General features: G+C 62.5%; 25 protein-coding genes. 13 read left to right on the top strand and 12 right to left on the bottom strand.

Translation table 11 applies throughout. From position 1 onward, the window contains the following. Positions 1–238 precede the first annotated feature (238 nt). The 3 genes from ftrA (at position 239) to AC5P68_RS08310 (ending at position 2,344) form a co-directional block, all read left to right on the top strand. On the top strand, positions 239–1,240 hold the full coding sequence (ftrA, locus tag AC5P68_RS08320) for a transcriptional regulator FtrA (RefSeq protein ID WP_087803600.1): 1,002 nt from the start codon (positions 239–241) through the stop codon (positions 1,238–1,240). A gap of 95 nt (positions 1,241–1,335) precedes the next feature. Next, complete coding sequence (locus AC5P68_RS08315) at positions 1,336–1,779, top strand: BLUF domain-containing protein (protein WP_414497910.1); 444 nt, start codon at positions 1,336–1,338, stop codon at positions 1,777–1,779. Positions 1,780–1,876: 97 nt separating this feature from the next. Then, on the top strand, positions 1,877–2,344 hold the full coding sequence (locus AC5P68_RS08310; RefSeq protein WP_423373346.1) for a chemotaxis protein CheW: 468 nt from the start codon (positions 1,877–1,879) through the stop codon (positions 2,342–2,344). Between the two features lie 11 nt (positions 2,345–2,355). Here the strand turns inward: AC5P68_RS08310 and AC5P68_RS08305 are convergent, their stop codons facing one another. The 4 genes from AC5P68_RS08305 to AC5P68_RS08290 form a co-directional block, all read right to left on the bottom strand. Continuing rightward, positions 2,356–2,856, bottom strand: a complete 501-nt coding sequence (locus tag AC5P68_RS08305; protein WP_414497908.1) for a hypothetical protein — start codon at positions 2,854–2,856, stop codon at positions 2,356–2,358. Positions 2,857–2,948: 92 nt separating this feature from the next. Continuing rightward, the gene (locus AC5P68_RS08300) at positions 2,949–3,536 is read right to left on the bottom strand and encodes a TetR/AcrR family transcriptional regulator (protein ID WP_049395871.1); all 588 of its coding nucleotides are present in this window, start codon (positions 3,534–3,536) and stop codon (positions 2,949–2,951) included. An 86-nt stretch (positions 3,537–3,622) separates the two neighbouring features. After that, positions 3,623–5,392, bottom strand: coding sequence for an oleate hydratase (locus AC5P68_RS08295; RefSeq protein WP_231522761.1), 1,770 nt, complete (start codon positions 5,390–5,392; stop codon positions 3,623–3,625). Between the two features lie 94 nt (positions 5,393–5,486). After that, the gene (locus AC5P68_RS08290) at positions 5,487–6,011 is read right to left on the bottom strand and encodes a GNAT family N-acetyltransferase (protein WP_049452675.1); all 525 of its coding nucleotides are present in this window, start codon (positions 6,009–6,011) and stop codon (positions 5,487–5,489) included. Positions 6,012–6,175: 164 nt separating this feature from the next. Between AC5P68_RS08290 and AC5P68_RS08285 the strand changes: the two genes are divergently transcribed. Genes AC5P68_RS08285 through AC5P68_RS08275 form a run of 3 tightly spaced genes read left to right on the top strand, consistent with a single transcriptional unit; the run spans position 6,176 to position 7,418 of the window. Further along, positions 6,176–6,631 carry an SRPBCC family protein gene (locus tag AC5P68_RS08285; RefSeq protein ID WP_414497907.1) on the top strand — a complete coding sequence of 152 codons (456 nt, stop codon included), beginning with the start codon at positions 6,176–6,178 and terminating at the stop codon, positions 6,629–6,631. 11 nt (positions 6,632–6,642) lie between these two features. After that, positions 6,643–6,957, top strand: a complete 315-nt coding sequence (locus tag AC5P68_RS08280) for an ArsR/SmtB family transcription factor (protein ID WP_005416268.1) — start codon at positions 6,643–6,645, stop codon at positions 6,955–6,957. Positions 6,958–6,959: 2 nt separating this feature from the next. Next, the gene (locus AC5P68_RS08275) at positions 6,960–7,418 is read left to right on the top strand and encodes an SRPBCC family protein (RefSeq protein ID WP_005409329.1); all 459 of its coding nucleotides are present in this window, start codon (positions 6,960–6,962) and stop codon (positions 7,416–7,418) included. A gap of 54 nt (positions 7,419–7,472) precedes the next feature. Here AC5P68_RS08275 and AC5P68_RS08270 read toward each other — a convergent pair whose 3' ends face one another. Next, a complete protein-coding gene (locus AC5P68_RS08270) occupies positions 7,473–8,759 on the bottom strand; it encodes an alpha/beta hydrolase family protein (protein ID WP_049452671.1) in 1,287 nt (428 codons plus the stop codon). A 145-nt stretch (positions 8,760–8,904) separates the two neighbouring features. Between AC5P68_RS08270 and AC5P68_RS08265 the strand changes: the two genes are divergently transcribed. Both AC5P68_RS08265 and AC5P68_RS08260 read left to right on the top strand, forming a co-directional pair. Then, positions 8,905–9,282, top strand: coding sequence for a DUF4180 domain-containing protein (locus AC5P68_RS08265; RefSeq protein ID WP_049403163.1), 378 nt, complete (start codon positions 8,905–8,907; stop codon positions 9,280–9,282). Between the two features lie 97 nt (positions 9,283–9,379). Beyond that, complete coding sequence (locus AC5P68_RS08260; RefSeq protein ID WP_033834645.1) at positions 9,380–10,144, top strand: COG4705 family protein; 765 nt, start codon at positions 9,380–9,382, stop codon at positions 10,142–10,144. Here AC5P68_RS08260 and AC5P68_RS08255 read toward each other — a convergent pair. From AC5P68_RS08255 to AC5P68_RS08240, 4 genes are all read right to left on the bottom strand, one after another. After that, on the bottom strand, positions 10,141–10,923 hold the full coding sequence (locus tag AC5P68_RS08255; protein WP_033834644.1) for a 3-hydroxybutyrate dehydrogenase: 783 nt from the start codon (positions 10,921–10,923) through the stop codon (positions 10,141–10,143). The two genes, AC5P68_RS08260 and AC5P68_RS08255, sit on opposite strands and share 4 nt — an antisense overlap. Before the next feature lie 83 nt (positions 10,924–11,006). Continuing rightward, positions 11,007–11,486: a hypothetical protein gene (locus tag AC5P68_RS08250; RefSeq protein WP_414497905.1), complete on the bottom strand. Its 480-nt coding sequence runs from the start codon at positions 11,484–11,486 to the stop codon at positions 11,007–11,009. 78 nt (positions 11,487–11,564) lie between these two features. Continuing rightward, the gene (locus AC5P68_RS08245; RefSeq protein ID WP_495216686.1) at positions 11,565–12,299 is read right to left on the bottom strand and encodes a hypothetical protein; all 735 of its coding nucleotides are present in this window, start codon (positions 12,297–12,299) and stop codon (positions 11,565–11,567) included. A gap of 98 nt (positions 12,300–12,397) precedes the next feature. Then, positions 12,398–13,237, bottom strand: coding sequence for a type 1 glutamine amidotransferase domain-containing protein (locus AC5P68_RS08240; protein ID WP_495216684.1), 840 nt, complete (start codon positions 13,235–13,237; stop codon positions 12,398–12,400). Between the two features lie 97 nt (positions 13,238–13,334). On the opposite strand from AC5P68_RS08240, the gene AC5P68_RS08235 reads away from it, so the two are divergent. Beyond that, positions 13,335–14,252 carry a LysR family transcriptional regulator gene (locus AC5P68_RS08235; protein WP_495216682.1) on the top strand — a complete coding sequence of 306 codons (918 nt, stop codon included), beginning with the start codon at positions 13,335–13,337 and terminating at the stop codon, positions 14,250–14,252. A gap of 549 nt (positions 14,253–14,801) precedes the next feature. Further along, positions 14,802–15,158, top strand: coding sequence for a hypothetical protein (locus AC5P68_RS08230; protein ID WP_049449683.1), 357 nt, complete (start codon positions 14,802–14,804; stop codon positions 15,156–15,158). Positions 15,159–15,281: 123 nt separating this feature from the next. Here AC5P68_RS08230 and AC5P68_RS08225 read toward each other — a convergent pair whose 3' ends face one another. After that, entirely contained in the window at positions 15,282–16,253 is a 972-nt protein-coding gene (locus AC5P68_RS08225) for a hypothetical protein (RefSeq protein WP_495216680.1), read from the bottom strand. A gap of 128 nt (positions 16,254–16,381) precedes the next feature. On the opposite strand from AC5P68_RS08225, the gene AC5P68_RS08220 reads away from it, so the two are divergent. The 3 genes from AC5P68_RS08220 (at position 16,382) to AC5P68_RS08210 (ending at position 20,505) form a co-directional block, all read left to right on the top strand. Further along, on the top strand, positions 16,382–17,773 hold the full coding sequence (locus tag AC5P68_RS08220) for an ImmA/IrrE family metallo-endopeptidase (protein ID WP_495216679.1): 1,392 nt from the start codon (positions 16,382–16,384) through the stop codon (positions 17,771–17,773). Positions 17,774–18,382: 609 nt separating this feature from the next. After that, the gene (locus AC5P68_RS08215; RefSeq protein ID WP_495216677.1) at positions 18,383–19,114 is read left to right on the top strand and encodes a hypothetical protein; all 732 of its coding nucleotides are present in this window, start codon (positions 18,383–18,385) and stop codon (positions 19,112–19,114) included. A gap of 584 nt (positions 19,115–19,698) precedes the next feature. Then, the gene (locus AC5P68_RS08210) at positions 19,699–20,505 is read left to right on the top strand and encodes a hypothetical protein (protein ID WP_495216675.1); all 807 of its coding nucleotides are present in this window, start codon (positions 19,699–19,701) and stop codon (positions 20,503–20,505) included. Between the two features lie 1,311 nt (positions 20,506–21,816). On the opposite strand, the gene AC5P68_RS08205 is transcribed toward AC5P68_RS08210, so the two are convergent. Beyond that, the gene (locus AC5P68_RS08205) at positions 21,817–22,332 is read right to left on the bottom strand and encodes an H-NS family nucleoid-associated regulatory protein (RefSeq protein WP_495216673.1); all 516 of its coding nucleotides are present in this window, start codon (positions 22,330–22,332) and stop codon (positions 21,817–21,819) included. A gap of 141 nt (positions 22,333–22,473) precedes the next feature. After that, a complete protein-coding gene (locus AC5P68_RS08200) occupies positions 22,474–24,372 on the bottom strand; it encodes a UvrD-helicase domain-containing protein (RefSeq protein WP_495216671.1) in 1,899 nt (632 codons plus the stop codon). Positions 24,373–24,374 lie beyond the last annotated feature (2 nt).

Genomic DNA, 24,374 nt, shown 5'->3' with positions numbered 1-24,374 from the left:
CGGGCGGCGGGCGGCGGGCGGCGGGCGACAACCTACGGGGGTAGAGTCGACTGTCAGTCGACTATCGCGCGCAGCGCGGGCTTCCAGGCGGTATCGCCAACAGCAGTCGACTAACAGTCGACTCTACCCCGTCGGGTGCCCCAGGCCAGACGAATGCCCCCGTGCACATGCTCCACAGGCATCACCTCATGCCCTCGCACCACGCAGCGCCCCGCATCTGCACCCGTAGCATCAAGCCATGCCCAGCCCACCCGCCGATCCCAGCGCACCGCTCGTCGCCATCGTTGCCTGCCACGGCCAAGGCCTGTTCGAGTTCGGCTGTGCGGTTGGCCTGTTCGCGCCGGTGCGGCCGGAACTCGGCGTGGCCTGGTACCGCACCCAGCTGTGCGCGGGTGAACCGGGTGCGCTGCGCATGCTTGGCGGAACGCAGGTGCAGCTTCCCTACGACCTCAGCACAGTTGATGACGCCGACATCATCGTCATTCCCGGTTGGCGCGAGCCCAGCGAGCGCCCGCCACAGGCGCTGCTTGATGCACTCATCCGTGCCCACGGCCGTGGCGCGCGCATCGCTTCGATCTGCTCCGGTGCCTTCGTGCTGGCGTGGGCCGGGCTGCTCGATGGCCGCCAGGCCACCACCCACTGGCGCCTCACCGAAGCGCTGGCACGCGAGTTCCCGCGCATCGATGTGCGCGAAGATGCACTGTATGTAGACACCGGCAGCATCATCACCTCGGCCGGCTCGGCCACCGGCATGGACATGATGTTGCACATGGTGCGCAAGGATTACGGTGCGCGCGTGGCCAACCTGGTGGCCGAACGGCTGGTACTGGCGCCGTGGCGTGATGCCGAACGCAGCCAGCGTGTCAGCCGCGCCATTCCCCATGGCGAGCCCACGCGCCTGGCAAGGCTGATGGAATGGATGCGCCGCAACCTGCGCGAGCCGCACTCGCTGGGCAGCCTCGCCGAGCAGGCCGCACTCAGCCAACGCACCCTGCAGCGGCAGTTCCTGGAGGCCACCGGCCTGTCGCCCATCGACTGGCTGATCCGCGAGCGCGTGGCCTACGCCCGTGAGCTGCTGGAAACCACCGACCGGCCGCTGCAGTGGATCGCAGAACAGGCTGGCTTTGGTTCGCAGGAATCGTTCCGTCGTCACTTCCGTGGCCAGGTCGATGCGAGCCCTACCGAGTACCGCAGCCAGCATCGCGGCGGTGTTGGCGCGGATCGGCTGGTGGGTTGCTGATCCAGCTCAGCGCTCTCCAGCGCCACGTGAGAAAAGGCTCACGGCGGACGGTGGAGACCCACGTATAGTGATGGGCGTCACACGAAGCCCCTTCCATGCTCCACGCATTTGCTTACTCCAGCCACATGTCGGCTGGGCTTTCCGATGAAATCCTCCGGCAGATCGTTTCCCGATCCGCCGCGTTCAATCGCCGGATGGACGTGACCGGTGCATTGCTCGTCGATGGGCACCGGTTTTTCCAGTACGTCGAAGGCCCTCCCGACGGGCTGGAGGCGGTCAAGCGCCGCATCCATGACAGCCGATCGCATGCTGCCATCGTGCCGGTACTGGACATGGCGATCAGCACGCGTGCTGTTCCCTATTGGGCCATGACCCGCATCGAGACCGGGCAGGTCGTGGTGTCCGGCCTGGTCAATGCGCGATGGGACGAATTCGGCCATTCCGTTCCGGGCATGGATCAGCTCGTCGGCCTGCTGCGTCCGCACTTTCCGCGCATCGGCCCGCTCAGTGCGCACCATGCGCCCGTCGGATCCAGCTGAACCGCCGCCTTGCGCGCGTAGTCCCACGCGGCCGCGTGCTCCCTGCACACGTCATCATTCAAGCCGCGTTACCCATCGTTCCTGCCAGATCCACAGCATGCCTGTACCCGCTCAACCTTCAACGCAAACACGTGCCTCGCCCGCCGAGTTGTTCGAGGTCGTCGTCCTGCGTGCAGGCACGGCCCTGTTCGCGATCGACGTCCAGGCTGCCGTGGAAATACGCGGCCCCGAGACCTTCGGCCCCGCAGATCATCAGGGCCGGCGGACCCTGGAGGTACGGGGGCAGCCGTTGCCGGTAGCCGACCTGCGCAGGCTCAGCGGTCAACCGGCATTCGGTGGCGGCAGCCCTGCCGTGCTCTTGATCAACGCCGGTAGCGCAACCCTGGCGCTGGCGGTGGATGAAGTGCTGGAGATCGAGACGCCGGACGCAACGCCAGACGTATCCGCGCCTGCCGAGGGTCGGGTGTTCAACTTCTGCAGCCGGCATGTTCGGGTGGATGCCACACGTTCGGCTGCGCTGATCGAACCGCAGTCGTTGCTGGCTGAAATGGCCGTGCGGGACTGAGGTGCCTCTGCTCAAGGGCGCCTGCGAACCGGTTGAGACCGCATGCGCCAGCACTGCGCGGCAAAGCCCAGCACAAACACCGCAGCCAATCCCAGCAGCGTGTGCAGCACCACCGGGGCCATCGGCGCGGCAGCAATCGGATGCGCTGCCGGCACGCGGGTCAGCGTTTCGTTGACGCCGGGCACCAACGACAGCAGGAAGCTGAAAGACAGCGCAAACGTCGATGCATAAGGTGCTGCGCGCCCCAGCCAGCGCAGCCGCGCGGCCAGCACGCCGCCGAATGCCACCAGCAGCACGATCACCCCGAATGCGTGGCCGGGGTTGATCCCGCCCGTGCTGGACACGGTGAACGAGGTGGCCACCGACAGCACCAGCCCCACCAGGTACAGCTTGCCCGCGCGCGTGGCGGGATCGATTGCGCGATGGCGAATGAAGGCATACAGGCCACTCAACACCGGGATCAGGCTGACAGCGGTATGGATCACGCCAAGCGTGGACAGAGGGTGGGACATGGGACATCTCCAGGGATAGAATGAACCTACTAGTAGGTAGGCATTGGACTCAAAAAGAAGGCCCGCGTCGCCGCAGGCCCACCACACATCTCTCAGAGCGCCGCACTCACCCGCGCGATCGCCAACTGTGCCAGTGCCGCGAAGGTCGCCGCGTCACCAAAACCGCGCGCGGCCAGCATCGCGCCGTGCACCGAGGACATGAACGCCCTGGCCTCGTCCGCAGGGGAACCCTGCAGGCGCAACTGGCCCAGCGCCGCGCCCTTCTCCAGCGTCACCGTCAGCCACCCGCTTAGATCCTCGAAATGCCCGCGCACTTCATCGGCAATCTCCGCAGGGATCATCGGCGCCTCCGCTGCCAGCATCGCGCAGATGCAGAACGACGACGTCCCCCCTGCAATGCAGCTGGACCAGTACTCCACATAGGCGTTGAGCTCCTGCAGCGGGTCGTCCAGCTGCCGGTCCAGCAGCGCCAGGCCTTCGCGCGCCTCGGCCCGGTACAGTTCAACCACCGTGCGCACCAGGTCCGCCTTGCTGGGGAAGTGGTGATGGATGCTGGCCTTGCTGATGTTCACCCGCGCGGACACGTCGGCGTAGCTGAAACCGTTGTAGCCACCGGCCTCCAGCAGCGAACGGGCATGGGTCAGGATCTCCTGGGCCTTGGGCGAGAGCGACTCTTTCATTTCGCCAATCTACTAGTAGGTTGAAACGCTGTCAACTACCCGCTGCCGGGCTCGCCGGGCATGGCCCGGCGCTACCCACGCCCCGCTCAGTCCTCCTGCACCAGCTTGAACTCGCGCAGCAGACCACCGATCTGGGTCTTGTCCAGCTTGTTCATCAGCAGGTTGCGCAGGAACGCTGGCCCGGGAATGTCCAGTTCCTTGCCATCACGCAGGCGCCCGGTCGCGGCCAGCAGCGAGCGCACGTCATACGTGGAATTGAACACCTCCGGCACGCCACGCTCGATCCCCAGCAAGGTGTACACCGCCTCCATCGGCGTGCGCACCGAGTACTCGGTGGTGAAGATGCAGTCGCGCTGCTTCGATTCGGCGAACTGGCCGATGAAAGCGAAGTTCACCGCACCTTCCGGCACCACGTCCGGGCGGTCACCTGCCTGGCGTGGCATGAAGAACGCCGTGATGTACGGCATCATCACCGGCACTGTCTTCGCGCCGGTCGCCGCCAGCTCGTCGATCTCCTCCACCGGCACGCCCAGGTGGTACAGCCACTCGCGGGTGATCTCCTCGCCGGTGCAGTCCTGCATCGGCTTCTTCACGTAGTCGCCGGGCGTATCCACGAACAACGAATACACCCAGACCACGATCTGGTCCTTGGGCTGGTTCTTGAAATGTGGCTGGCGATTCACCGTCCAGCTCATCAGCCAGCGCGAGTCGCGCACGCTGACGATGCCGCCGGTCACCACTTTGCCGCTGAAGGGATCGCGCTTGGCGATCTTCTGGATGTAGGCCGGAATGCGCGCATCCAGCGTGGTCACCGTTGCCGATTCCCACTTGGTTTCTGGAATGTGCGCGCCGAACACATCCGGATGCCCGAACGCGTCATCCTTCGCGGCAATGCGGCGCCACAGGTCCCAGGCAGGCGCCGGGCCTTCGTTCAGGCGTGCCGCAGTGTGGTGGTCGCCATTATCCGAGTTCTCGGTCAGCGAACCGATGGTCATGAACAGCAGATCATCCGCGCCGAGATCCACGCCACCGGCTACACCGTCATGCATCCAATGGATGCGCGTGGCCTGCTTGCGGTCCGGCTGCAGATCAAAGTCGACGTCGGTCACCTCGGTACCGTACTGGAACACCACGCCCTGGTCCTGCAACCACTTCACCAGCGGCAGCACCAGCGATTCGTACTGGTTGTACTTCGTGAACTTCAGCGCCGAGAAATCCGGCAGGCCGCCGATATGGTGGATGAAGCGATGCAGGTACAGCTTCATCTCCAGCGCCGAATGCCACTCTTCGAACGCGAACATAGTTCGCCAGTACAGCCAGAAGTTGCTGTCCAGGAAATCACGGCCCAGTACTTCGTTGATGCGCTTGTTCTCCATCTCCTGACGGGTGGCCAGGAACAGCGCGACGATGTCCCTCTGTGCCTGCTCGGTCAGCGTGAACAGGCCATCGGTGTGTGCATCCTCGCCGCGATTGATGGTGGCGCGCTGCAGCGAATAGTTCGGGTCGTCCTTGTTCAACCAGTAGAACTCGTCCAGCACGCTGGCATCTTCGATCTCCAGCGACGGTATCGAGCGGAACAGGTCCCACAGGCACTCGAAATGATCTTCCATCTCGCGGCCACCACGGATCACGAAACCCTTTTCCGGCACCTTCAGGCCATCCAGCGCACCGCCAGGAATCTGCTGCTGTTCAAGAATGGTGATGCGTTCACCGGCCATGCGCCCATCGCGCACCAGGAACGCGGCGCCGGCCAGCGAGGCCAGCCCCGACCCCACAAACCAGGCGCGCTTGCCATCGACACCGGCTGGCTTGCGCGGGCGCGCGAAGGCTTCGTAGTTGCCACTGCTGTAGTACATGCGCTGCTCCTTCCTGGAGGGGGTGACCCCACTCTAGCGCCGAACCGATGTACCGATTCCTGCATGCATGCTGCGACCGAATGACGCAGCGGCGTCAGAGCTGGCGGCCCAGCAGCATGCCTGGCCAGCCGTCCACGTTGAACGGCGCAATTCGCGTGTAGCCGCAGGACTCGTAGAAGCCCACCAGATCACCGCTGCCTCCGCCATAGCAGTCCACGCGCAGATGGTCGAGGCCGGCAGCGCGCGCCTGCTCATCGGCAAACGCCATCAGGCGACGGCCAATGCCGCGCACGCGCGCATCACGCGAGGCCACCAATACCCGCACGTACAGCTCCGGCCCATCGGGCGCCGGCACATAGGGCATCGACTCGCCCAGCGCCAGGAACGCACGCACCTCACCCTGCTCGTTCTGGGCCACCCATGCGCCAGGCAGCGCGCACGCATCGGTCACCTGGGTGACCCGGCGCGGCACCGTGGACCACGGCTCGCTGCCCCATTGCTGCAGATTGCCAATGGACACGAACCATTCAATCACCTCATCGAACAGCGCCAGCACCGCAGGGGCATCTGCCGCACTGGCGCGGCGGATGGTCAAGGTGTCCTCTCCTGTTTCAGTCATGCACGTACTCCTGTCAACGCGTCAATCAGCTGTCACGAGGATGCCGGCCAGCGGCCGGCACTACCAGGGTCGGAAGTCCCTGGGCTGGATTTGACATGCAGGCATTTACCTGCATATAGTCCATCCCAAGGGCGGCACCTGCCTGCCCATGCGAGGAAGCTGCAATGGTGGATATCGCACACAGGGTCGGCATCAAGGCCCCCGCAAGCCAGGTGTACCAGGCGCTGGCCACCCCCGAAGGCGTGGCCGCCTGGTGGGCAGAAGACGCCCACGGCGACCGCAACGTCGGCGGCACGGTCAAGGCGCGTTTCACGAACAACGGCCAGGAAATCGGTGCCATGGAAATGCAGCTGGAACAGCTCATTCCCGGCGAGCTGGTGCTCTGGAAGTTCCTGGCCGGCCCTGCCGAATGGATCGGCACGCGTGCGCGTTTCGCGCTGAAACAGGAAGGCGACTACTGCATCGTCCTGTTCACCCATGAAGGCTGGAAAGAGCGCGTCGAGTTCACCTCCCACTGCAGCACCAAGTGGGCGGTGTTCCTGATGAGCCTGAAGGCACTGCTGGAAACCGGCAACGGCCAACCCAACCCCCACGACGTCAGGATCGACAACTGGAACTGAAGACGTCCCGCATGAATGCAGACAAGGTATTCAAGGCGCTGGCCGATCCCACGCGCCGCACGCTGCTGGACCTGCTCTGCGAAGACAACGGCCAGACCTTGGGCCAGCTGTGCGAGCACCTGGACATGGCCCGGCAATCGGTCACCCAGCACCTGGGTCTTCTGGAAGACGCCAACCTGATCAGCACTGTGCGCCGTGGCCGCGAGAAGCTGCACTTCATCAACCCGGTGCCGCTGCATGAAGTCTATGAACGCTGGGTACGCAAGTTCGAGCAGCAGCGCCTGAGCCTGCTGCATGACCTGAAACGCGAACTGGAAGGAGAATGACGATGTCTGCAGAGTCAACCCGCTTCATCCACGTGATCTACATCGCGTCCACGCCACAGAAGGTGTTCGAGGCCATCACACGCCCCGAGATCGCCAGCCGCTACTGGGGCCACGAGAACGTCTCGGACTGGAAGCCCGGCTCGCGCTGGCAGCACGTGCGTGCCAACGAAACGCGCTCGGTCGAGCTGGTCGGTGAAGTGGTGGAAAGCACCCCGCCCTCGCGCCTGGTCATCACCTGGGCCGCCGCCTCGCAGGCCGACAACCCGGATGCCTACAGCCGCGTCACCTTCGACATCGTGCCCTACCAGGACATGGTGCGGCTGACGGTTACCCATGAGGAGCTGGAACCGGGCAGCGGCATGGATACCGGCATCCGCCAGGGCTGGCCGATCGTGCTGTCGAGCCTGAAGTCGCTGCTGGAAACCGGCAAGGGATTGGACGTATTTGCGAAGCCGAACTGAGTCGTGCCGCAATCGGCGGCGGCGCGCCATCCGCCGCCAGCGCTCCCCATCCGGTCAATCGCTCAATCTGCGCGAACGTCCATAACTGCCATGCACATCCTGCTTGATCCAATCTGCCAGCAGGCGCAGGTAGCCGTCGGTGATCCGCGTCGACACCCGGTTGCCCTCGGCATCGGTGCGGAACTCGACCATGCCGTGGTCGGTATCCGGGAACAGGTAGGTGTCGATCGGTTGCCCCGACGCGCGCAGTCGCGACAGGATCGAACGCGTGGCGGCAATCGGCGCGGCGCGGTCCTGCTCGGCCAGCACCCACAGCAACGGCACCTTCAGGCGGCGCAGCGCGGCCTCGGCGTCGTAGTCCCAGATCAGCTCCAGGTTGTCGAATCGCGCGCGACCGATCCGGCGCAGGTCAGCGTCACTCATGCGCAGCATATCGCCGCTGTATTCGCCGTTGATCGTCTTCGCCCACGGCGCGGCACCGATCTGCGCACGCACCCTGGCCAGTGCCTCGAACCCTTCGTTGAAATGCGTGCGCATCAACTGCGCGGTCGCGTCTGAAAGCTGGCCGACCTGCTTCATCGCCGTTGCATCCAGCTGCATGCGGCGTGCCTCGTCGAACAGCTGCTCGCGGTCCTCCTCGATCGGCGACACCACCAGGCCGAAACCGATCGCCACGAAATCGGCCTGCGAGCGCGTCGCCGCCAGCGGCGCGATCCACCCGCCCTGGCTGCCACCGAAGTAGCCGGCCTGACCGAATCGCCCCGCCGCCAGCTCACGTGCCTTGGCAAGCGCCGCCGCTGCATCGTCAGCCAGCAGCTCGAAGTTCTGGGTGTACTCGCCTTCCGAATCGCCGGTGCCACGCTTCTGGTAGGCGAACACCGAAATGCCCTGGGCCACCAGCATGCGCTGGTAGATGGCCGCCACCGCCATCGTGCGTTCCGAGCCGTGCACCAGCACCACCAACGGCCGTTTGGAGTCGGCCGGACCAGCTGGTTCGATCAGCTGCCCGACCAGTTTTGTTCCGGCACTGATGAACGTTGCATCGGTATCGCGGGTCGGCAGTCGCTGCCAGCGCTGCGTGGCTCCCGCAGGCGTCCTGAAGCTGACCACATCGCCGCTGCAGCTCACCGGCGCGTTGGCATCACCGGTGGCGCCACGTCGCCCGTCCAGCATCAGATAGCGCTGGCCCGTGGCCGGTGCCGCAGCGGGTGCGCCGAGCACCACGATGTTGCCCTGCTCGTCACCGTAGGCGCTGGCCGTGCACAGCTCGGCGGCCGCGGCCGGCAGACCCGAACACACCAGCACCGCCATCAACAACGAACGTCCTTTCCACCCTGCCATGCCCTTTCCCGGTATCGTGAACCCGCCTCGTGCGGGCGCCCGGCGCAGCCTAGCGCGTTCGTTCGCGAGATTCATGCTGTATCTGCTTACTGTTGGCCTCTCCCATGGCCATACTGGGCGTACGATACGAACTTCAGAGCGCACGATGCACACACATGTCGAACAGATCGGCAGCACCCGCGTCCTGCGCAGCGCCGATACAGGCCCGCTTCTGGATGGCAACGCCCTGCGCGACCTGGTCGGCGATGCCCTTGGGCACCAGGCCGAGTGGATCGCCGTGCCGGTGCAGCGCCTATCGGCAGACTTCTTCGAGCTGCGCTCCGGCATGGCCGGGCAATGGCTGCAGATGCTGGTGAACTACCGCCTGCACTTCGCCGTCCTGGGCGATGTCAGCGGCTACCGCGCACAGAGCGAATCGCTGGACGCGTGGATCACCGAGTGCAACCGTGGGCACAACGGCTGCTTCGTGGCCGACTGGGACGCCCTGCTGGCACGCCTGCCGGCCCCCGCCAGCACCGGCTGAACGCCGCCCCCACGCTCGCCCTCGCCAAACCCGGTTCCGACCGCGCTCCGACGGCGCCCGTCACAGCATCACCGGCAGGCTCCCCAGGCGACGTTCGATGCGTGCTTCAGACGCAGATTCCCTGCACAGCAAGGTGGCGGCGGTCACCCTCGGCTTCTGGGTGATGAAGATCGCCGCCACCACCCTCGGCGAGACCGCCGGCGACCTGCTGTCGATGACGCTCAACCTGGGCTATATGGCCAGCTCGGCCATCCTGCTGACGGTCTTCGCCGGCCTGCTTACCCTGCAATTGTCGGCACGGCGCTTCCACCCGGTGCTGTTCTGGTCGGTGGTGCTGGCCACCAGCACCGCAGGCACCACCCTGTCGGACCTGATCGACCGCACGCTCGGCCTGGGCTACGCCACCGGCGCCAGCCTGCTGGCCGGTTGCCTGGCGCTGGTGCTGCTGGCCTGGCGCATGTCAGAGAAGTCGATCTCGGTCAGCAACATCGCATCGCGCCGCGCCGAAGGCTTCTACTGGACTGCCGTGCTGTTCTCCAACACGCTCGGCACCGCGCTGGGGGATTTCCTCGCCGACGATTCCGGGTTGGGCTTCACCGGCGGCGCACTGCTGATCGGCAGCCTCATCGCGCTCACCGCACTGGCCAGCCGCATCAAGGGCATCAACCGGGTCATCCTGTTCTGGATCGCCTTCGTGCTCACCCGCCCGTTCGGCGCCACCTTCGGCGACCTGCTCACCAAGCCGCTGGAAAAGGGCGGCCTGGGCTTCGGCACGGTCGGCTCGTCGCTGGTGCTGTTCACCATTCTCGCTACGCTGGTGGCGCTGCCGATGTTGCAGCGCAAAGCGCAGCCGGCCAACTAGCGCGCCGTCCAGCCCCCATCCACCGGCAGCGCCGTGCCGGTAATCTGCGCTGCCGCGTCCGAGGCCAGGAACACCACCATCTCGCCCAGCTGCTCGGGCGTCACGAACTGCAACGAGGGCTGCTTCTCAGCCAGCAGCGCACGCGCAGCGGTCTCCTGATCCGTGCCTTCGCGCTCGGCCAATGCGGTGATCTGCTGCTCGACCAGCGCCGTTCGCACCCAGCCCGGGCAGATGGCATTGGCGGTGATGCCGGTGCCCGCATTCTCCAGCGCGGTCACCTTGGTGAACCCCACCACGCCATGCTTGGCCGCCACATAGGCCGACTTGTTCACCGAGCCAACCAGCCCGTGCACCGACGCGATGTTGATGATGCGGCCGGCGCCCTGCTGCTTCATGTGCGGCAACGACGCCGCCGTGGCATGGAACACCGCCGACAGGTTCAGCGCCAGGATCGCGTCCCATTTCTCGACCGGGAATTCCTCGATCGACGCGGTGTGCTGGATGCCCGCGTTGTTCACCAGGATATCGATGCGCCCCATCGTCGCGACGGCGTTTTCGATCATTCCGCGCACCGCCTCACCACGGGACAGGTCGGCACCGTCATGCGCCACGCGCACGCCGAACTCGGCTTCCAATTGGGAACGGATGCGCTCGATTTCCGCCGCATCGCCGAAGCCATTCAGCACGATGTCCGCGCCTTGCCGTGCCAGCGCGGTGGCGATGCCAAGACCGATACCGCTGGTGGAGCCGGTGACCACTGCAACCTTTCCAGAGAACATGAGCGAGCTTCCGTCGGGCACAGGCGGCCAGTGTAGCGTCACCGGCTCGCCGCTTTAACTGACACCCTCAAGTCGGCCCACAGCTAGAAGCGGATGCCCGCCCGATCAACGGACGCCAGCGGATTGGCCTTCCGCACCGCCTCCAGGAACAGCAGGAAATCGCGGTTGAACAGCGTCAGGTTGCTGGTGAACGTCACGCACTTTCTGCCCGATGCTTTGCTGAAGCACACCTGCCAGACATAGCGCCCGTAGATCTTGTCGGACGTTCGTGTGACTGAGGTGATCTGCGAAAGCGGAACCGCCGTGGGCACTGGCCCACGCCGCAGGTAAAAGGACGCCGCATCAAAGAAGTAGTGCTCCCGATCCTCTTTCCCATCCACCATCACCAAGGTCATGGACCTGCCGGAAATCCGGCGCGGAGCATGCAAACGCAGCCCCGTCTCTACGGACGAGCGAGCAGTTGCCGACATTCGCCGAAGGGTAAACCAGAGGATCACCAACGGAAGTGCCGCAAGGACAATGAAACCTACGGTCTTCAAAACAGTTTCCAGCGTGCTGGGCACACAGATCTCCAGGATGAATTTTCAGGCGATACCCAAGTAGATCCACGCCATGCGTGGATGCTCTCCCTCAGCGCCCCATCACTTCCAATGATCCGGCCCCAGGAACGGCAGGCTCAACACAAACACCGGAACCGCCACAGGGATCAGCGCCGCGCCGAGCACCTTGCCGGCCGCCGAACCCACACCCGGCTTGTCCTCCCTCTCCGGCAGGATCCGCTGCGCCCGTGCATTGATCGGCTGTACCAGCTTCCCCTTCTCTGCCAGCGCCGTAGCATCCGGCAACTTCACCCGCTCGCCGTCGCCCTCGAACAGCGCGCTGTAATAGCTGCCGCCCTTTCTTGAAAGATTGCAGGCCCGGTCAAACGCCAGCGCGTAACGGGTCCGGTCCATCGGCAGGTAGTAGCGCGCCCGCTCCTCCACGGCCTTGGCCTCGCGCGGGGGGACCTCAATCCGCTCCAGCTTGAACTGCGCGGCCTGTTCCGGCGTCACCTGCTCCGGCCGCAGCAGCAGCGCATAGCTGCCGTGCACCTTGGCCTTGTTGGCCGGGTCGCGCCAGTCCTCATGGAAGTACATCTGCGCGCAGGCCACCGCCTCGCGCAGCGGGCTGTCCATCAGCGCCCGGTACTCGCGGAACGGCGCGGCATTGAAGCGCATCGGCTCGTCATAGCGCGGCAACAGGTACAGCTGGCCGTCGTCGGCCACGAACGCACTGGTGATCTCGCGGCTTGAGGCGTGCTCCTCCGGGCCACTGGCACAGCCGGACAGCAAGCCAAGGCACAGGGCGGAGAGAATGAAGTGAATGGACGTTCGCATGTCGTGTTCGAGGGCTTCCCTGGGAAAACGGCCCCGCCCGGAAGAACGAGGCGAGCCCACCATGGTGCCACGGCACCGCATGCGATGCTGAATCCGCCCTACTTCAACCGCTCCACCAACCGCTGCCCCACCTCCAGCGCCGAAGCCGGGTTCTGCCCGGTAATCAGCTCGCGGTCCACCACCACATGCCCCGTCCACGGCGTGGCGTTACTGCTGATCGTCGCACCCGCCCGCTGCAACGCCGTCTGCGGGTAGAACTTCATCTCACCGCCACCCAGCAGCGGTTTGGCCTGCTCTTCCTCCTGGTTGCTGATCACCGTCATCCGGTAGCCGCTGTAGATCCACTTAGGCGTGGCCGGCATCGCACCCGCCTCCAGCTTCGCCACGAAACCCGCCGCATCCGGCAGCGTGGACAGCAGCGCGATCGGCCCGTGGCAGACCAGCGCGGTGGTCTTGTTGCGCTGGTGGAAGTCGGCCAGCAGCCGGCCCAGCGCCGGGCTCTTCAGCAGGTCCTGCATCGGCGCGTGGCCACCGGGAATGTAGACCGCATCGAAACGCGCGTAGCCCTGCTGCTCCACGCGCGCCAGGCTGACCACCGGCGAGGCCGTCGGCGAGGTCAGCGCCAGTTTCTCCAGCAGGTCCTTGTGCAGCGTCAGCTGCGCAGCGTCGTTGCCGAAGTACGCCGGCGTCACCGAGGACGCATCGACCGTCGGCGCCCTTCCCTGCGGCGTGGCGAAGGTCACCTCGTGGCCCGCGTCCAGCAGCAGCTTGACCGGCTGCATCAGCTCGTTGAGATAGAAGCCGGTGGACAGCACCTTGCCGTCCTTCAGGTCCAGGTGGTTCTCGTCGGACAGCACCACCAGCACGTTGGCGGCCTGCGCGCCGCTGGCGGCCAGGGTCAGGGCCAGCGCTGCGGCCAGCCGGGTCATCAGGTTCATGGGGGAACTCCTATCGGGGAATGGCGCCCACTTTATTCATCGCCCCAGCGGCGATAAATTGGCCCCATCGCAAAACATCTGTTCCCCGGAGAGCCAAATGAGCCGCAAGTTCGACTACCTGGGCGATGTGGAGGTGTTCCTGGCGGTGGTCGAGCACGGCTCGTTCACCGCCGGGGCGGTCGCGCTGTCCACCACGCCCTCGGTGCTGAGCCGCGCGGTCACCCGCCTGGAAGCGCGGCTGGGCCGGCAGCTGCTGCAGCGGACCACCCGCCGCGTGGGCCTGACCGACGCCGGGCGGCTCTATCTGGAACAGGTGCGCACCGCCTTCGGCCTGCTGGACGACGCCGAGCGCGACGTACTGGCCCAGGACGGTGCGCTGGCCGGCCGCGTGCGCCTGAGCGTGCCCACCACCTATGGCCACTACCGGCTGCCGCCCGTGCTGGCGCGCTTTGCGCAGCAGTACCCGCAGGTGCAGGTGGAACTGAACATCACCAACCGCAACGTGGACCTGGTGGCCGAAGGCTTCGACCTGGCCATCCGCCTGGGCCAGCTGCCGGACAGCGGGCTGGTAGGGCGAAAGCTGGAGGATGCGCCGTTGCTGCTGGTGGCTTCACCGGAGTACCTGCAGCGCCGCGGCACGCCGCAGACGCTGGACGACCTGCAGCAGCACCTGTGCCTGCCGTTTGTGATGCCGCGCACCGGGCGGCTGGCCCCGTGGATCTTCCGCGACAACGGGCGCGATGTGGACTGGCTGCCGCGTTCGTCCATCGAGACCTCCGACGATGTGCTGGGCGTGGTGTCGCTGGCCGAACAGGGCATCGGCATCTGCCAGAGCTATGCGTTCATCGTGCGCGAGCGGCTGCAGCGTGGGCAGCTGGTGGAGGTGTTGCCGCAGTTGCGAGGACGGTCGCGGCCGTTCTCGGTGATCTATGCGCCGCACCGGCGGCAGTCGGCGGCGGCGCGGGCGATGATTGAGTTGCTGGTGGGGAGCGCGGCTGAGGATAGCGTTGGTTGAAGTTAGGAGGCTCGTTGGTGGTGTCGGGTTTGAACCGCTTTTCGGGATGTGCGGCTGATCGCGTGCCGTTGCTTGGCGAGGCGGACTAAGAACTGTTGCAAAGAAGGCTGTCGCGCTATTCGCTTGTGGCATGGGCGATTGCGCCACTTTGATTCGCCATCAGCGGAGCAGCTGCGCGAATGCGTCTGCTGGCGTCGCGTGCTGCACGAATGGTGCGTGCCACAATAGTTCTTCGCTCTCGGATTCGACGATTCCTTCGCGAATTTCTATTGGCATTCGGAGCGGCGGCGTAAACACCATGGCGCGCCACCGACAACGGGTGGCTCGGGTCTGCAAACCCGAAGAAAGCGATGTCTGTAGTTTGCGCTTGCCCGTCGGCACCGTCCTTAACCGGTGCCGGCGGGCAATCCGTCGGCCTTTCTGGCGGGCGGTGCGTGGGGGCTTTCGGGCCCACCGGTTTATGACATCGCTTCTTCCGGTTTGCAGCCACGCATCGTCCGCCACCTCTTCACGGTGGCGCTGTTAAGCACAGCCACGGAAGCCGACGCCATGAACGAATCCGACACCTTCTCCTCGTACACCGTTGTTGAACCCATCAACGACGACACTCCCCTGCCCGACCTGAACTCCCTGCTCGGCATTCTCAAGCGCATGCGCGGCTGCGAGGGTGCAGATGGGCATCCTTGGCCGGAAACCGATGTCTCACCCGGCCGCCGCGTGAGCCTGGCTAGAAGTGAGCGCGCGATGGTTGGCGCACTGACGGTGCTGGAGCTGCTGCACGCGGCAGACCGCTGCCGGGTGGCCGCGGAGCCGGAGCGGCATTTGGATGAGGGGGTTGTGGATGGGCTGTTTCTGGCTTGCCGCGGGTTGGTTGAGTGGGCTTGTCGGGAGGTTAGGCCGGAGTAAATTAGGATTTTTCCCAATTTGCTCTTCGAGGCAACACACTCGGCCAAGCTCAGCGACACAGATTCCTGTCAGGCCGCCCCCATACCCTTTCATCGCTCGGTTAGAAGCGCGCAAACCTTCGCATTAGAACACAGGGCCTGAAAAATTCTCTGCCCTATAACTGGAAGATGATTCTAAAAAGGCGTAGAAGCTACGCCTCTCACTAGGATCATGCAGATCATAAGTGGCTATGTGATGGTAGCCATGAGGACGGACGTGGCTATAGAGCCTGATATCCAGATCCTCTGTATTTATTTCCACGGATAACCCAGCTATATCTATATCGTAAAGCCGCTTAGTGATTGAATGAGCAGAACTCGGAAAGTGGCTCTTATATTTTTCATTGTACTTTGGCTGAAAATATCGGATCAACCCAGCCTCAGCCAAGCAGATCTCTACCCGCCGACCCAAACCTGACCCAATCGCTTCCAAATCAGCCACAGGGTCTCGATCTGGAGCATCATCCAAGCTGCCGCCATCGCTATCGAACTGAAAAATAGCAATCGGATCATCATATTGAACCATAACGATCATGGCTTCCGACTCTGGATCATCAGCACTGATGTCCGCCAGGACCTGCTGCAAAGTAGCATGTCCCTTGAGACGATCCTTCGCAGAGCGACTGCCATCTCCATACGCCATTCCAACATATACGACTTCCAAATTCCTAACCGCAGGCGTATCAGTCCACGCGAAGAGACTTGGCATGAGATATGCCGCGAGGGTATGCACCACCTTTTCATCTCGAATCAAATCAATCGTACGATGCGGAAATGGTGAGTAGGCAAGCTCCAGCGACAACTCGCCCTCCATGGCGAACTTTATTGGGAGCCAGAAACCTCCTTCGCTATACTCCATAACGCCTTCAGTACGCCCTTCTCCAACCCTGATTGAACCAGGAACGAAGCGCAGCCGAGGTCGCTTCCCAATAATGTAGACATGGCACTCCTCCGCCAACTCCCGGAGATCATCGGGCAGTCCGTCGATCATCACCAAATCTTTTGGATGTACAAGCAATGTACCCTGCGATGGGAGGGAAACAGCAATCTCGGTCATCTGTTTACGACGGATCATTCGCATACCCAGAGACTAGCTGGACAATTCTAGTGTAGTTCTGGCGACTATAGCACCGCAAGCCCGGATGTTGGATTGGCGACCAATACATGAGACGATCCACAGCATCAGTGACCGCCAGCAACCTGCCCGCTACCATGATCGAGATATCGCCATCAGCGCAGACCTCCGTCCAGAAAGGAAATGCACTGGAGGATGCGGTTTACCGTCAACTGACCCAAGATATTGCCACTGGTAAATTTGGAATCGACCAATCCTGCTGCCGAGTCTTCCAGAAGAAGGGCTATTACTCAAAGGATCGCGGATCGGATATTATCTTTGATGTTTCATTAGAATTCTGGATGCCAGGAGCATCGGAATGGTCAATTCTTTTAGTTTATGAATGCAAGAATTACTCGCACAAGGTTCCGGTCAGCGACCTAGAAGAGTTTTTTCAAAAGGTTGAACAAGTTGGAGCTGCAGGCACAAAGGCTGTCATTGTAAGTTCAAACTCTTTCCAAGAAGGCGCGCTCACCTTTGCTCGGTCAAAGCGAATGGGAGTGGCGAGATATTTTCCGGACAGAGATCTAGAATGGATACTCCGCAGGGCGCCTTCAGAGCTTCGGGCTCAAAAGTCTTTCTTCCATTCAACCGTCGACTGGGAAGCACTCACCTCCGACACATATGTGAGCCGCTACTTTGATTATCATTGCGCATTCAGAGAAGATCGAACAAATTCATTGTTCGATCTAACTTATGAAATGATTCTTGACTCCCCGGAATTGGTAGCGGAACTAAATATAGACCCAGGCTCATACCAACAGGAAAGAAGCAGGGAGTGGATTCCATTCTTGTCATCCGAATTAATCGAGGCCACTGCCCGATCTTGCATATTGAAGGCGGCGCGCAGCCACCCTGCTTCCCTTCTAGAGGATCTTTGCCTCAGTCTTCAGGACGAACGAGGACTCATCGTACACTCCACCACCCTTCCTCAAGGCGTCTTGGCAGAACTTTCGTTTGACCCGTTGAAGATTGAAATTGATGACTTCCAATCTGGAACCGACGAAAGGAGGCGATTTACGCTCGCCCATGAACTTGGTCACATTTACTTAGACCATGGGAGATTTATGAAGCGCGAGAAGCTAAGAGCCTCAGATACTGCCATCGACCAGCCCAGCGGCATTACCATCTCCGCCATAGCCCGTCTTGAGTGGCAAGCAAACTACTTCGCCACTTGCCTACTTTTACCTAAGCGCGCATTTATCGCAGAGGTAAGGAAACAAACGAGCAAGCGTCAAATAAAAGATAGAGGATTCGGCCTTCTCTATCTCGATGACCAGAAATGCAACATAGACTCATTCCTAGTCATTTGCTCCGCCATATCGCATCACTTCAAAGTTTCGAAAGCGGCGGTTCGACTTCGGCTCACTGAGCTAGGATTGCTTCGAGAGGCACCCACTGTAAAACAGGCAGGCATTCTGAGCGAGAGCATTTTTCGAAAATGCCAACGCACTGACCCATAGCTTCTTCGCAAAGCGCGCCCGCGCATCTCGAATTATCATCTCCCCAACGGTGAGGGGATCGCGCTTTCACAGAAAAGGGCGCCTCTCGGCGCCCTCGTTCTCTCAACTCATTCCCACTCGATCATCAACAGACCACGCAAGTCCGCGTGGCTAAAGGGTTTGGCTTTGATCGACAGAGGCCCTTACCGTCGCTATTACCGTCAGAAGCGCAAGACCTTTGCTGACGCGGGCTTGCGGAGCATCGGCCTACCATCAATCAGGGCCTAGGATAGCGCAGTCGGCCGCGCTGCGAGCGCGTCGGCTTGCTCGGCAGACCTCCTCGCATCTGCCTTCTGTGCCGCGGTATGCCCTGGAGGGAATGCGTGGCAACATGACTACCCTCCTAGAGCCGGTGCCGTCGGCCAAGTCATCTCGCGCCAGTTCGACGCGACCTGCCCGCCACCGGTTCGTGGCCCTGCAGCGCTGGACATCAAACGCCTGCGAGACGCACCTCTGGCCGGAGCCAATCTTCCACGGCATTCTTACCGCGACGCTGACACCTCTTGCAACAATGGCAGGCTGGACTCGAATGATCGCAATTGGGTACACCGCGCACGAAAGGAATTGACAATGCGGACGCAACAACGGCTGCCGCTGGCTCGTGCCAGCGACATTCATGAGCTTCGGCGGCTCATCTCGCAACTGGACATCGAAGTACCCCTACGCACAGAGGGACGACGGTCCGAGCATGTGGAACGCTACGCCATCGTCCATTTGCTGCTCTCGATCCCTGCGTCACGCTTTCAGTTTCCTCTCTTAGTCGATCACGGCGACCGTCCGGACTTCCTCATCACTGATGGCCAAGAACGCATCGCCATCGAACATGTCGAAGCCATAACGACCAATGAGGCGAAGAAGTCGGCGCTTCGCGAGCAGGGCGATGACAGCCGCGGACATTTTGTTTCGCACGCCACCCTGGGCGAAGGGAAAAGATCGACCAAGCGCCTCTTGAAGGAGATCGAAGCTGACGAACCTGGCGATGGATGGGTCGGTGACAGCCCCGAGCGAGAGTGGGCCGACGCGATGGCCTACTTCGCCCTTGGCAAGGCCGGATCGGTCACCCTTCCCGGTTATGACAGAGGTGATGAAACCTGGCTCCTGATCTACGACAACTGGCCTGTTCCTCACGTCGTCCCCGATACCGCCGCCCGATACTTCCTAACGGATTCACGGCTGCCCGCCATCTTTGCCGTGTTCGGTCGTGTCTACGTCCTGAACGGAGTCCGGATGTGGGAGTTCACTGCGGACCACTATGAACATCACCTGCGGCACCGCCCCAACGAACATGGCAGCACTCGATAGACGCGTCCTCCCCTGCCCTACGAACGCTAGGATGGCAGCAGGCGAATCCATCTGATCATCCGATAGCACTTATCTCACGGGATGCGTCCGCAGCGAATCACCCTGGCTCTATAGTGGCGACGCACCTTGGTTCCGACAGGGTGCAATCGCCCGGCGAGGTTTCATGTACCTCGCCGGGCGAGCTCTTTGGGACTTGGGCATCCCTCCTAGGACACTTGATCGCTGCGTCCCTCGAACAAACCCGCGTACTCGATACACCCCCACCCGAGCCGATGGGTCCGTCGGCCAGTACAGGGTAGCCGTTGATAGGGATTTCACCCGGGTCGGCTCGCCGATCAGTCGAGACTCGCCCGAAGGACCCAGGATCTGGTGTCCTTGAAGCCGCAGGGGCCAGCGTTCCCGCTTTCAAAGGAAGAAGCGCACTCTAGCCAGGCGGTCGCGACGGCCTCACTCGGCCTGTATTGTGGTTGCTGCATGAGTCGGGGGTCTCTGCCCTCTGGCTCAAGCAATCGACCAATAGGACAGACGAGCCGCCGATGCCCCAACGCCCGCCACCGTCAAGTGCTTCTCCCACGTTGGGAGAGGTGCTCTCTGCACGATCAGCCAATGCCGCGCCACCCGCGCATTGGAGCGAAGCCGATCGCGCCCTGTTTTCGAAGGACTATGCCGCGGCAGCTTCAAGCTATGCGGCCCTGGCCGATTCCAGTCCGACTGAGCGCGCCAAGCATGGCTTCTGTCTCGGCATGCAGGACGACGATGCCGGCGCCGAAGCGTTGTTGAGCGAGGCCAACGTCGGAACGCATCCAGAGGCCCTGGCCATGCTGGCCTGGGTCTTGGGCGGCTCTTCTGGGCAGCGGATACGCGGGGGACTCGGAAATACCGACGTGGCGCAACGCGTGGCCGCACGTCGGGCGCGAGTCGAGGCGCTGCTCACCGCAGCGCTCGCGCCAGAGCGCCCCCCAATGTTTGCCTTCAACGCGTTCTTCCAAGTGATCGGTACCTACGCGGAGGCTGTGGTGCCGGAGGCTGCGCGTGCCCGCGAGTTGTACCCCAATTGGGCACTGCCGCACGCGATCGTTGCGACCAAGCAGCGCCTAGCCGGAAAATTCGACCCCAAACTCCTAGACGACCTGATTCGTATGCTTCCGGGAGCACGCCAGGAGAAGGTTTTCCATGAGGCCTATGTCCATGCGATGCACCTGGCGCATTGGGGGAACGTAGAGCGTGTGATGGAATCGCTCGAACAGTTGGTGGGCCGCGATACGCAGATCGATGATCGCAACCGCGCCTCCCTTGCAGAGATGCGCGCAATGATGGCCCTGCATCGAGCGCGTACTGGCGAGACAGACGCCTACGAGACTGTCTTGAATCAGCTCGCTGCGTTCTTGTGACGGAATGCGACCGAACCGCGTAGGCGCGCCGACGATGATCGAGCGATGTGCTGCCGGCGGCCGACTCCACCATGGCGCGCAGGTTGTAGTCCTGGACGTAGTCATAGGCCGTCTTCTGACTGGCGCTGGGATTGAGGCCGAGGATGTCGATGGGAACGACGTACGTCGGGCGGAGGGTGCCACCGCCCTCCACTTCGACGCGATTGGCACGGCGCACCTCTTCGACCGCGCCGGGCGGTGGGGTCTGGCGCATCACGACAGGCGCGACGGCAGGAATGATGCCTACGTCACCTCCGCCGCCCGAGACGGTATCCACGTAGTACTGTTGAATCTCATTGGCGCCCACGTTGTAGACCAGGTGGGTGCCGGGGCCGAGCCGAACCGCCTCCGCGCGATAGTCGCCATCGATTCGACACGTTTCACAGCGTACAGCGGTGGCATTCGCATCGGCCGCCATGAAGCCCAGGCTGGCCAAACCCAAGATACCAAGAAGTGCAGGTTTCAACATGTGCATCCATTTCCTTGGTTGAGGTTGAAACTCCTAGGAACATCACTAGCAGACGAAACTCGGTCGCAAAATGCCTTTCCAATCGCTTTTCGAGATAGCTCGTCTCAGCGATTGGCGAATGTGATGGTTGGGCTGCGAGGGATCCGGGCAGTTGATCGAACAGCGAAACGACGTGCCATGCAAAGCCTGCGCACTCCTGAATCGAGGCCATTCCATTGCCCTCGCAACGATGCGCACATACGTTCAATCCAGGTTGCGATAGGCGGCATCTTCCTATGCGCTGCGCGATCCGGTGTAGGGAAAGGGTTCTGCCGCTCACCAAGCAGGCATCCACGCTGCCTTCTAAGACCCTCGCTCTTCACACGGAAAGGCGACAGCGCCCCAACATCAACGTTTGGGTGACTGACATCAACGTTCGCTAGAAGAGAACTTCGCGCGGAAGGATCCGACGTTTCCACGCCGCACTTTGAGATGATGTACAACATCAGCCTTGGGCGATGCGTGACTTCACGCTGTTCGATCCGAGCGGCGTGCTCTGGCGTGCCGCGCAGCATCTGCCACGCGAAGCATAAGAAAATGTCTGCCATGCGACATCGACAGACAGCACAGCCATCACCATCGCGATGCCGGTATCGAGGATCCTAAGGCCCGACCCATTCGCCTTGGCATCACGGCCGCAACCACCACAAAGCCTTCCCCCTCCTTTCGCGCCGCTCCAGACTCGCTCGAAGGGTGCCAGCTGCGCTCCCTGCCCGCGGCACCCTGCCTCGCCGCTCGCCGTGTACAAGCGGCCTTCAGGCAACTTAGCTCGTCGCAGCAGCGCGCCTTGTGCGTGCTTTGGTCGTGGTCTTCTTGAGAGTCTTCGTCGCGCTACGCTTCCTGGCAGCCTTCTTCGGCGCTTTCGTCTTCACCGCCGCAGAGCCCTTGGCATTAGCGAGCGGGAACTTCACGCCAGGGTTGGCCTTGATCCAAGACCGTCCCTCTACGCTCTTAGACCACGCCACGAAGGCCTTCGGCGTCAACCCGCGGCCGGACCACTCTTCCCCGGAAGGGAGCCGATACTTCGGCAACACCTTGCCCAACTTCCGACCCTTGAGGGGGCGGGCGACCTTGCGCGGCGTACGCGCCGCCATAGCCTCGACCTCCGGATCGACAAGCGAGGCGATCTTCCGGCGCTGAACAGCGGTCAGCACGGCGGCATACGTCTGCAATACCGCAATGGCCTTGGGCACCTCCTTGTCGCGCTCCTCCACCAAACGTTTCTGGGCGATCAGCGATTTGATTTCCGCTTCAATGGATTGGACGGTCGTCAGAGCCAAAGGCGTACTCCTCGTGGGGACAGGGGCTTCCCTTATAGCCCATTCCGCCACATTCTGCCGCCATCCTCCCCGAACCCTCGTCGATCCCGCCACGAACGAGCCTCATTGAGGGCCCATTCGTCGTGGTCGCCCCCTCATTCACTAGGCGATGTTTCTGCTGCCTACCCCTGCCGACTGAAGTAGCGCATAGAGCTCAGCGATCTTGTCCTTTGCCCCACGCTGACGACAGTAGGTGAAGATGACCTGCTGCTTTGCGCGCGTGAATGCCACGAAGAAGCCCGCCGTGGCTTCGATTTTGTCGTTCGCAAAACTCCACCAGGCTCCATCGTCCAGCCCGACAAAGATGACCGTGTTGTACTCGAGCCCTTTGCTCTTGTGTATCGTCATCAGCGGAACGGCATGTCGGCCTTCATACACATCCAGCGCCTCCTCCCACGTCGCTTTCCCTCTGGAGGACGAAAGCAAATGCGCCGACACCGCTTCAAGTACGGTGAGAAACCAATCGCCTTGGCGATAGGACGGGACGATGGCGGTCAGGCGCATGCCACCCAGGAATTGGATTATCGCGTCAACCACTGCCTCGGCATCCGCCAAGAACCCGGGGGGCGCGGGGTGCTGAGCCTGGAGCGCGAGCGCAAAGGCGTCCAACTCCCGAGCAAGCTTACTCTGGACGAGCTCGTCCTCGCCGGACGCTCCCCGCAACCAAGCCAATGTCTCCTGGCAGGCCGACCAATAGCGACCCGAACGCTCCGTCATCGCTAGCCGCAGCAGATCAACCACCCACTGAGAGGCCTCTTCGGCCAGAAGCTCCTGCAGGCTCACCTCCCCTACCTTGCCCGCTTCGTTGCGCAAGGAGAGCCCCGCCTGCTCAAAGATCGGTGCAAGCACGTCGGCATAGTCGTCAGCCCTCTGCCGAACCAAGAGAACGAAGTCGCGTGGAGTGAGGTTGCGACGCTGCATCTGATCCACCACATAGTGGGCCAGCGCGCGCGCTTCCATTTCAGGTGTGCTGAAATTCCATATCTCACAGCTTTGGCCATCGACGTTTTCCGTCGCCTTCGAGACAGGCTCGACCGCCTTCGTATCCAGCGCCTTGGCCAGCACATGCTGAATCCTGACCAGCTCCGGGGAGGAACGATAGTTGTTGTACAACGGCGTTCTTTGGGCCTTGAAGTCCGCCTCAAAGACGCCGAACGGATCTGACATTGCCATGGCCCATCGCATGATCTGCTGCTTGTTGTCGCCGACCGCAGTGACCACTGAATCGGTACCCAGGAAGATCTCCCGAACCAAGCCGTACTGAACCGGCGTGGTGTCCTGAAACTCATCCATGAACAAATGGGAATAGGTCAATTGCAAGGCCTTCTTCACCGTGGGATTGACCCGAAGGATCAACTCGGCCAAGCGCCCCAGCATCGGAAACGAGAGGTAGCTACGATTGCCCGCAAACAGCGACTGCTGCCAGAACTGCGCCGCTGCCCATTGCCCGACGGTGGGCACCTGCCAGCCGTCAATGGGCAAGGGCGCTCCGAGTAGAAAACTTCGCTCAAAAGTACGAGGCAAGATCGCCCGCACATCCCCGTCGGTACCAACGGTCGATGGAATGCCCTCTAGTCCGGCCAAGAACTCCCGATAGAGCCGATCGTTGGTGTTCAGAAGTTCATAGTCGGCACTGGGCCTCCACCGAGCAGGTAGCGACTGGCCAAAGCGATCCACCAATCCCTTGGCGAACGCGTCAAAGGTCATCGAATCCAAGCGCTCAGCGTGGCTGGGATGGCTTCGCCGGCGAACGCGAGAAGCCAGATTCTCAGCGGCATCACGCTTGAAGCTGATCGCCAGTATCCGTCTCGGCGCCGGCGCCAAGCCGGTCTGGAGCAGGTAAGCGGCCCGTTGAGCCAGCAGCTCGGTCTTGCCGGCGCCTGGACCGGCGATGACAGACCGGTTCTCCAGAGAGTGCACCACTTCCAGTGCATTGTCCTCCAGCCCCTTCACCCCGATCGGCGACCAGTTTTCCGGTCGTACTCGCCTGGAGGAAATCATCT

It is taken from the genome of Stenotrophomonas sp. YJH_SMC_58, from assembly GCF_059369635.1.
This window is presented reverse-complemented; position numbering and strand designations above follow the sequence as displayed.